Raw genomic sequence first — 8609 nt, 5'->3', positions numbered from 1 at the left:
TGATAATAATTATCATTTAAATTCTATAGATTGATGATTTGAGGTATTCCAATGATTAGCGAATGGGAAAAACACACTTTACTTGCAGACACTGCGTTGCAACTCGATGACCCAGTTAGAAGTATTCTTCACTATCAGCAAGCACTCACCTTAAGCGAAGAGATAACCGAACGCACTGACATACAAGCGGACGAACGTTTGTTGATCTCCGTAATATCGTGTCACAACCTTGCTCAATTTTGGCGATGGGCAGGAGACACAGAATACGAGCTAAAATATCTTCAGCTTGCTTCCGAAAAAGTGCTAACACTCATCCCACAATGTCCTAACACACAGTGTGCGAGCTTTATTGATTCTATCGGATGCTGTAAGAAAGCACTGTTTGACTTTATGAAGCGTCATCCAAACCCAAAAATCGCATCTATGGTTGAAAAGATTGATACCGCGACTAACTGTGAGGTAATAGCCAAATTTAGGCTAAACTAATCCACCTCAGCGAGCCAATCCGGTGCAAAAATGCCAGCGTTTAACGCTGGCATTTATCATTTCATTGGCAACTTAGCCTCACCGTATAAACTGCGACTAAATTTGAGTTCGACCAAGAGAAATCACCACACGACGGTTTTTATCTTTTCCTATTGGCGATGCATTATCAGCAATTGGACGACGTTTACCGTAACCCTGAATCTCAATGCGATCTTCCGCTAAACCTAACGACTTAAAATACTCTCGCAACGAATCAGCTCTACGCTCTGAAAGGTTTTGGCTGATACTCTTTGTATCAGCTGAATCAGTATAGGTGGCTACCAATACCAAATCGATGTCTTGATTGTAGCGAATGTAATCAGCAATTTGGCTTAAACGCTTTCGAGACGCCTTGTTCAGTTGATCACTATTTCTATCGTAATGCAGAATCGTGAACGAGATATCCTCAAAACTATAAGGCAATAAGTTAGCTATACAATCACTGAACACGTTAAATTTGGATTGGAAGAGCACTGAGGACAACGCAACCTCGATTCTTTGATCTCGGCTTTGCCACTCTTGATAACTGAACGTTGGATAGCGCCCTTTCTCTAGCTCACTGAGCATTCCCCAAGCGGTTTGCCCTCCAACATAACCATCAAATTGTTGGAAGAATTTGAGGGTCGTCATCCTGTCAGCACTTTCCCCAGGTCGCCACGGTGGTGGCATTGAAATCAAACTAACATTACGAGTGGCACCCATTGGCCGACGCATTTTCAGTTCGAAGTCCAAAATGAGTTTTTTACTCGCGTGAGATGAAAACTCGGCATCACCAAAGTTTGGAATTGGATGAACAAGACGACACTCTAACGGAGAGTTTGCGACCATCTCCCATTGAGACTGCTGCGGAGTCGCCATATAACGCTTATCTAACTGTGCAAAAACCGGCGCAGAAAGTAGCGATAGCAAAATAGGGCCTATCATCAGTCGTTTATTCATTAGATTGAGTATCTCTTAAGCAAATCGTTTAACATTGCGACCAATTGCCGCATTATTTCCTACGTAAATTTAATGCAAAAATCTAGCCACCTCTTAGTGGTGATTTTATTATTTAATCTCTCTGGCTAGTTTTTATCGCCGCTATTATCTGCAATAATGCAGCCCCAATCACACTTATTCCGGCCAACATGACTGTAGAAAACGAAGCTCTGACCCTAAAAAAACGATTCCGTGGCTATTTCCCAGTAGTTATCGACGTGGAAACCRCAGGGTTCAATGCTAAAACAGATGCATTATTAGAAATTTGTGCCATCACTCTAAAAATGGATGAGAACGGTGATCTACAACCTGCATCAACGATTCACTTTCATGTAGAACCATTCGAAGGCGCCAATATTGAGCAAGAAGCGCTTGATTTTAACGGCATAAAAGACCCGTTTAGCCCTCTTCGTGGTGCCGTTTCTGAAGCTGAAGCTCTGAAAGAAATCTATAAGCTTGTGAGAAAAGAACAAAAAGCTTCTAACTGTAGCCGTGCCATTATGGTAGCCCACAACGCGACATTTGATTTAAATTTCGTTAATGCGGCTAGCGATCGTTGCAAGCTTAAACGCGTCCCTTTCCACCCTTTCGCTACTTTTGATACAGCTGCGCTTAGTGGTTTAGCTTATGGCCAAACAGTACTGGCTAAAGCATGCAAAACAGCTGGGATGGATTTTGACAACAAAGAAGCGCACTCCGCTTTATATGACACCCAAAAAACCGCTGATTTATTCTGCGGCATCGTAAACAAATGGAAGGCTCTAGGTGGCTGGCCGCTTGGCGATGAAAATGAAGCTCAATAATCCACAGCTCTTACTATCAAGTAATGCGTGGCGTATTTGAGCTCTAGAATAAAATAATTATAAGCACACACAACAAACCGAGAAAAATATGAATCCTGTTGTAATTTCTGTATGCATTATGCTTGCCTTAGCATTGCTGCGAGTCAACGTTGTCGTCGCTCTGACGTTCAGCGCTATTATAGGTGGTTTAGTATCAGGCATGAGCCTAAATGATGCTGTTTCTGCTTTCGAAAGCGGCCTAGGTGGCGGCGCAACTATCGCATTAAGTTACGCGATGTTGGGTACCTTCGCTGTCGCTATTTCTAAGTCAGGCATCACTGATCTTTTAGCTCAAAATGTTATAAAGCGTATTCACGGTAAAGATAACTCAGCAGCGACAAACGGCCTTAAATACGCAGTACTATTTACGTTAATTCTAGTAACTATGTCGTCACAGAATATTATTCCTGTGCATATCGCTTTCATCCCAATCTTAATTCCACCTCTGTTAGGCGTATTCGCAAAGCTAAACCTAGACCGCCGTTTGGTAGCGTGTGTTTTAACTTTTGGTTTGATCACACCTTACATGGTATTACCAATTGGTTTTGGCGGTATTTTTCTAAACAACATCCTGCTTAAAAACTTGCACGATAATGGTTTAGAAGGCGTAGTAGCAAGCCAAGTACCAACGGCGATGTTGCTTCCTGCTGCGGGTATGATTGTTGGTTTGTTAACAGCGGTATTCTTCACTTACCGTAAACCACGTCAATATAAAGAAACAGCACTGACAACAGTAAAGACTGAAGCAACTGCAATTAACAAGAAGCATATTCTTGTTGCTGCGGCGGGTATTGTTGCTGCATTAACCGTACAGTTATCGACAGGTTCAATGATCATTGGTGCTCTAGCGGGCTTCATGGTGTTTACGTTTGGTGGCGTTATTAAGTGGAAAGAAACTCACGACGTGTTCACTAAAGGTGTACACATGATGGCAATGATCGGATTTATCATGATCGCTGCTGCAGGTTTCGCTGCTGTAATGAAGCAGACTGGCGGCGTTGAGTCTTTAGTTGAAGCTTTATCTACCAGCATTGGTGACAACAAACCTCTAGCCGCATTACTAATGCTGGTTGTTGGTCTACTTGTGACTATGGGTATTGGTTCTTCATTCTCRACTATTCCAATTCTAGCGACGATTTATGTTCCATTAGCCGCTGCATTCGGGTTCTCTCCGATGGCAACTATCGCTTTAGTTGGTACAGCGGCTGCGTTGGGTGATGCCGGCTCCCCTGCATCAGATTCAACTTTAGGCCCGACTTCTGGCCTAAATGCTGATGGCCAACATGAGCACGTTTGGGAAACCGTTGTCCCAACATTTGTTCACTATAACATTCCGCTAATCATCTTTGGTTGGATTGCAGCAATGGTTCTGTAATCTGGAACTAATACAAATTGCATAAAAAAGCCGTTAACTTGTTCGTTAACGGCCTTTTCTTTTACGTTCTCATACCAACTCTGTTATATATTCACTTCTAACACAGAGCGGATAGAACGAAGTGTCGCTTCCGTAGACTCGTAATCCAATTCAACTTCAGTGAAAATCCCATTCACTTCCAGCATTAAAGTCGGATAAGAGGCAACGCCCATCGCAGACTTAAAGCTAAGCTGATCATCCAACTCACCCTCAAGAAGTTTTCCTGATAAGTCATTGGTAAACTGCTGCACGTTCAAACCAATTTCTTCAGCAAGCTGAATGTGCGTTTCTTTGTCATGCGGCAACATTGCACGAAGATAATACGCCTGTTGAAGCGATTCTAACATCGCCTCATAATGGTCTTGAAAACCAGCGGCAATCACAGCACGACACGCTGGATAAGTACTACGTACAGGCTGACATTCCGTCCAAAAGTCATGGTTGAATTCAGTACCAAGCTTAGCTTCAATTTGTTTCCAAATAGCTTGTAGCTTGCCTTTCATCTCATCAGACATTGGTTCGTCAGAATCCGGGGCTAAGCCTCCGACAACATAATTAAATGAGATACTTGCAGGCAACTGCTGCTTAAGCTTCTGTAATGTCGGCTTGTAGCCCCAGCACCAACTGCACATTGGGTCATGTACATAATGAAGTTTGATATCCATTGTTCCCACCTAAATCAATAAGCCTATTTAATGGCGTCAATATAATTAGCCAATAAAAAAGGAGCCGAGTTAGGCTCCTTTTACGTCACGTTAAAACGCTTAATTACTCTTCGTCGCCTGCAACTTTCGCTGCTGCTTCTTTGATGATTGGCTGAAGTTCGCCTTTTTGGAACATCTCAAGAATGATGTCACAACCACCAATTAGCTCGCCGTCAACCCAAAGCTGTGGGAATGTTGGCCATTGAGCGTATGCTGGAAGTTCAGCACGGATATCAGGGTTTTGTAGAATATCTACATAAGCAAACTTCTCACCACAAGCCATAAGTGCTTGAGATGCCTGAGAAGAGAAACCACAACTAGGTAGCTTAGGAGAACCTTTCATGTAAAGTAGAATGGTGTTTTCTTCAATTTGTTGCTTAATTTTATCGATAGTTTCCATTGCTTCCTCTTAATGGATTTACTGCTTTTGTTCTCTGTATTCTACCCCAATGAACGAGAATATAAAGCATAGAAAAATTAAGGCTACTCACAGTAACCGACAATTCACACAAAAATACATGAATTGCCTTTTAATAAAGTAAAAACTTGCTAAAATAAATCCCAAGTCAGTCTGTAGTTGACTAAAAAATAATAATCATTGGAAGCAACCGAAAGTTAACACTTTCATATATATGGAGAATCGAGCAATGGCATTTGAACTACCAGCTCTTCCTTACGCAAAAGACGCACTAGAACCACACATCTCAGCTGAAACTCTAGATTTCCACCACGGTAAGCACCACAACACTTACGTTGTTAAGCTAAACGGTCTGATCCCTGGTACTGAATTTGAAGGTAAAACACTAGAAGAGATCGTTAAGACTTCTACTGGTGGCGTATTCAACAACGCAGCTCAAATCTGGAACCACACGTTCTACTGGCACTGTCTTGCTCCTAAAGCAGGCGGCGAACCAACAGGCGCTGTTGCAGAAGCTATCAACGCTGCATTCGGTTCTTTCGAAGAGTTCAAAGCAAAATTCACTGATTCAGCAATCAACAACTTCGGTTCTTCTTGGACTTGGTTAGTGAAAAAAGCTGACGGTTCTCTAGACATCGTTAACACTTCTAACGCTGCTACTCCTCTAACAGAAGAAGGTGTTACTCCACTTCTAACTGTTGACCTATGGGAACACGCTTACTACATCGATTTCCGTAATGTTCGCCCTGACTACATGGCTGCATTCTGGAACCTAGTAAACTGGTCTTTCGTAGAAGAGAACCTAGCTAAGTAATTCATTACTTAAGCAACTGTACAAATAGTAAGCCCACGTAGAAATACGTGGGCTTTTTTGTGGTAATTTATCAATTAATTCCTAAAGTTAGCCTTTGCAATGCCGTTACATAGGTATCAAACGAGAGGCATCATGCAAATACATACTTTAGACAAAGCAGGAATCATAAACGAACTCAAGTTCGGCACCGGGATCAGCCAAGCGGTTGAGCAAGGACGCCGTGCAGATTTCGCATTGCTGCTTTCTATGTTTTCAAATGATGTTCGTGATTGCACGCCTGTTGATAGCGTTGAGGAAATTGATACCAGCGAGCAACAACTTCGCAAGMAGTTTGGCGTATCAAAGCCGCAACCGCTTCGTTCAGATCAATCCTCGTACGCAATTTCAGCGCAACAAGCTGAACACTTCCACCAAGCAAGCTTAGTTAGTGCCAAGTTAAGCCACTACTTAAAACCAGAACCTCTAGCCTACATGCCTGAAGATACTTTTGACTTACCAGAAGAGGTTTATCAAAACTTATCGGGACACGATCGCCGTAAGCTCGCAGACTCTAAAGCAGTCGAACTGCCTCATGCCACTTTATACAACGAGCTTTCTTCAGCAAACCGCCTACATCAAATTCAGATCCAAGCATAGTCACCCACACTTTGATAATGAGACAGCGTCTGCTGTTACTCATTTATTGTGAGTTACAACAAAGTTCATAGCATCTATCTCCTCTATTTAATTTAGTTTGAGCTAATTCACACCGACTGCTCAAAATATCACCCATTCTTATCCAACCTCCTCAGGATAAGACAGGCCATTTAATGGATATAAAAAATTCAATCATACTCATTACCTCAGCGGGRTCGGTGCTAGGTAATACGATCGCTAATCACTTCATTAACTTAGGAGCAACGATCGTTTTGTGTGATGATAATCCTGAAGGTTTAGAGAGCACATACATTCAGTGTTATTCAAGATCGAAAGCGGTCTATCGATATCCAGTCACTGATTATTCGAATCGTACTATCCAAGATTTATTCGACTTCATACAAGACAAGTTTCAAACAACACCCGATGTATTAGTAAACAACTGGACGAGCTCACCAATGCCGAGCCTTGTTAGCGCCCAGTCATCTAAACATTTCATAGACCAATTCTCGTCAATGGCTTCGACTCTCTTTTCGTTCGGCCAGGCTAGTGCTCACCGAATGTGTAAAGAAAACAAAGAAGGCGTGATAGTAAACGTTATATCCCATGACAACTTCCATGACTTTTCAGGTTTAGAAAGTGCTAACTCCATGGTTGAAGGTTTTACTCATAGCTGGGCTCGTGAATTAACACCGTTCAAAATTCGCGTTGGCGGCGTGATCCCTGCTATTCATAATTCTGAAGGAAAGTTGGACGAATATCATTGGGCGCAGATACAGGATGAGCTAACTCGAAATACCGAATACATTGTTTCGAACGACTATTTTAGTGGGCGGGTTGTTGCTGCTGAAGTATAACTATAATAGGAATTCTACCTCATATAACACTAAACGTGGTGCTATCACCCGAAACCTAACATTAATCATGAAGAGTGAAAAAAGCGTAAGTCTACTTACTGAAGCATCAACTCCAACAATGCAAACTAAGCATAAACAACTTTGACTCACTCGCTTTGCAGACTAATGGCAAGAATCCGGAGGGTAGATTAAAGCAACAGGGCGAGCGGTTGAAGCTGTCACAACGTCTTCTTGCCCTTTAGCTATAAATTTAGGGTACGCACTAATGGATAGGTGTCAATACCTCTCGGTTTTTGTAAGCTACTAAAATTTCTTTTGCTTTTCTCAAACCGGAATTAGACCTAATTTTCGACTTGCATCGTGCCTTAAATGTTTTGTCATCAATAGTATCGGAATCCAGTAGGCATGTTAGTTCACTTAGATAATTCGCTTCAAAAACAACCTTGGCCAAATAGTTATTATGTTCACTTTGTGAACCTTGGTAATAAAGTGCATTAAGAATCACATTGGGCAGCCCCCAATGTTTGGCAACTACTAATGTTGTTCTATTAGCATATTTATCTATCAATTCTTTAAATGGATCAGAGCTGGTACCGTCGGATTTACATGCCTAAAGGATTCGATCATTAGTTGGAATATTATCATAACACCTAAATTTAGGATTAAACCGACAAGATAAGCTACTGATTTACTTTGGCCACCACATTGACTTGATAATAATTCTCTTGCATATAACGCGGTCTGATTACTATGGTGCCAAATTCGGTCACCAAAATGGTTCCAATATATATTAAGTGGAGGGACATAATTATTAACATATGACTTAATGACACCATCGGTCAGCCCTTCCGAACCCATGTACATGAAAGCAGTCTTTAAGTCAGAAACTTTTTTGTCACCTCGATAATAACGCGCGCTATTCGCCAACTTTATTACTTCAGCTGCCATTTTAGGTTCACTTTCAATCGTACTCATAACAACATTTATATCAAACTCATCATTATTAAGTTCATCAACAAGAGTTATCAATGACCTAGGCATCACTGGGAGCTCATTTAACATATCACTAGGTGAAAGCAAAAAACCTTCAATTTTAAGTGCCACATGGCTTATAAACTTATCCTCTCCCCCTAAAGCTTCCGTTTCATCAAATAAATACGAAAGAAATTCTTTTTTGTGTGTTTCCACCTTGAAGCTTGACTTAATTCGTTGCCCTAGTTCTGTTTTTGACATCACATCATCAAATAACTTTTTAATCAAATTTGAAAACATATACATTCTCACATAATAAAATACTTACAGGGAACTGAAACCACCCCTAATTAACGATGTCTAGCCCATCAATATTTGAAATTTTTAACTTGAATACCTTTTTCTTTGAAATCAAGGATTCGTAATGTTTAACAATATGTTTTTTGTAT

Annotated in this window: 10 protein-coding genes; 6 read left to right on the top strand and 4 right to left on the bottom strand. The window is 41.2% G+C overall.

What is annotated here, in order from left to right; all coding sequences use genetic code 11:
• Positions 1 to 51 precede the first annotated feature (51 nt).
• The gene (locus L4C33_RS16900; RefSeq protein ID WP_428813583.1) at positions 52 to 486 is read left to right on the top strand and encodes a DUF2753 domain-containing protein; all 435 of its coding nucleotides are present in this window, start codon (positions 52 to 54) and stop codon (positions 484 to 486) included.
• 96 nt (positions 487 to 582) lie between these two features.
• Here the strand turns inward: L4C33_RS16900 and motY are convergent, their stop codons facing one another.
• Positions 583 to 1464: a flagellar protein MotY gene (motY, locus tag L4C33_RS16895; RefSeq protein ID WP_428813582.1), complete on the bottom strand. Its 882-nt coding sequence runs from the start codon at positions 1462 to 1464 to the stop codon at positions 583 to 585.
• Positions 1465 to 1652: 188 nt separating this feature from the next.
• Between motY and rnt the strand changes: the two genes are divergently transcribed.
• Together rnt and L4C33_RS16885 are read left to right on the top strand one after the other, a co-directional pair.
• On the top strand, positions 1653 to 2306 hold the full coding sequence (gene rnt / locus L4C33_RS16890) for a ribonuclease T (protein ID WP_428813581.1): 654 nt from the start codon (positions 1653 to 1655) through the stop codon (positions 2304 to 2306).
• A gap of 88 nt (positions 2307 to 2394) precedes the next feature.
• Positions 2395 to 3720 (top strand): Na+/H+ antiporter family protein, encoded by a 1326-nt coding sequence (locus L4C33_RS16885; protein ID WP_428813580.1) that lies wholly within the window; start codon positions 2395 to 2397, stop codon positions 3718 to 3720.
• An 83-nt stretch (positions 3721 to 3803) separates the two neighbouring features.
• Here L4C33_RS16885 and L4C33_RS16880 read toward each other — a convergent pair whose 3' ends face one another.
• Together L4C33_RS16880 and L4C33_RS16875 are read right to left on the bottom strand one after the other, a co-directional pair.
• Positions 3804 to 4424 (bottom strand): DsbA family protein, encoded by a 621-nt coding sequence (locus tag L4C33_RS16880; protein WP_428813579.1) that lies wholly within the window; start codon positions 4422 to 4424, stop codon positions 3804 to 3806.
• Between the two features lie 103 nt (positions 4425 to 4527).
• Complete coding sequence (locus L4C33_RS16875; protein WP_428813578.1) at positions 4528 to 4863, bottom strand: Grx4 family monothiol glutaredoxin; 336 nt, start codon at positions 4861 to 4863, stop codon at positions 4528 to 4530.
• A 247-nt stretch (positions 4864 to 5110) separates the two neighbouring features.
• Here L4C33_RS16875 and sodB point away from each other — a divergent pair, with 247 nt between their 5' ends.
• From sodB to L4C33_RS16860, 3 genes are all read left to right on the top strand, one after another.
• A complete protein-coding gene (gene sodB / locus L4C33_RS16870) occupies positions 5111 to 5695 on the top strand; it encodes a superoxide dismutase [Fe] (protein ID WP_004734050.1) in 585 nt (194 codons plus the stop codon).
• A 132-nt stretch (positions 5696 to 5827) separates the two neighbouring features.
• Positions 5828 to 6331: a VC2046/SO_2500 family protein gene (locus L4C33_RS16865; protein ID WP_428813577.1), complete on the top strand. Its 504-nt coding sequence runs from the start codon at positions 5828 to 5830 to the stop codon at positions 6329 to 6331.
• Between the two features lie 173 nt (positions 6332 to 6504).
• Positions 6505 to 7188, top strand: a complete 684-nt coding sequence (locus L4C33_RS16860) for an SDR family oxidoreductase (RefSeq protein ID WP_428813576.1) — start codon at positions 6505 to 6507, stop codon at positions 7186 to 7188.
• A gap of 564 nt (positions 7189 to 7752) precedes the next feature.
• Here the strand turns inward: L4C33_RS16860 and L4C33_RS16855 are convergent.
• Positions 7753 to 8460, bottom strand: coding sequence for an HDOD domain-containing protein (locus L4C33_RS16855; protein ID WP_428813575.1), 708 nt, complete (start codon positions 8458 to 8460; stop codon positions 7753 to 7755).
• Positions 8461 to 8609 lie beyond the last annotated feature (149 nt).

The sequence above is a fragment of the Vibrio makurazakiensis genome (assembly GCF_050337375.1).
Classification (GTDB): Bacteria; Pseudomonadota; Gammaproteobacteria; order Enterobacterales; family Vibrionaceae; genus Vibrio; species Vibrio makurazakiensis.
Note: the sequence above shows the minus strand (reverse complement) of the source record. Positions and strands in the feature narration are given on the sequence as shown.

Coding starts and splice junctions, on each gene's coding strand:
- L4C33_RS16900 (WP_428813583.1), top strand. CDS start 52: ATGATTAGCGAATGGGAAAAACACACTTTACTTGCAGACACTGCGTTG.
- motY (WP_428813582.1), bottom strand. CDS start 1,464: ATGAATAAACGACTGATGATAGGCCCTATTTTGCTATCGCTACTTTCT.
- L4C33_RS16880 (WP_428813579.1), bottom strand. CDS start 4,424: ATGGATATCAAACTTCATTATGTACATGACCCAATGTGCAGTTGGTGC.
- L4C33_RS16875 (WP_428813578.1), bottom strand. CDS start 4,863: ATGGAAACTATCGATAAAATTAAGCAACAAATTGAAGAAAACACCATT.
- sodB (WP_004734050.1), top strand. CDS start 5,111: ATGGCATTTGAACTACCAGCTCTTCCTTACGCAAAAGACGCACTAGAA.
- L4C33_RS16855 (WP_428813575.1), bottom strand. CDS start 8,460: ATGTTTTCAAATTTGATTAAAAAGTTATTTGATGATGTGATGTCAAAA.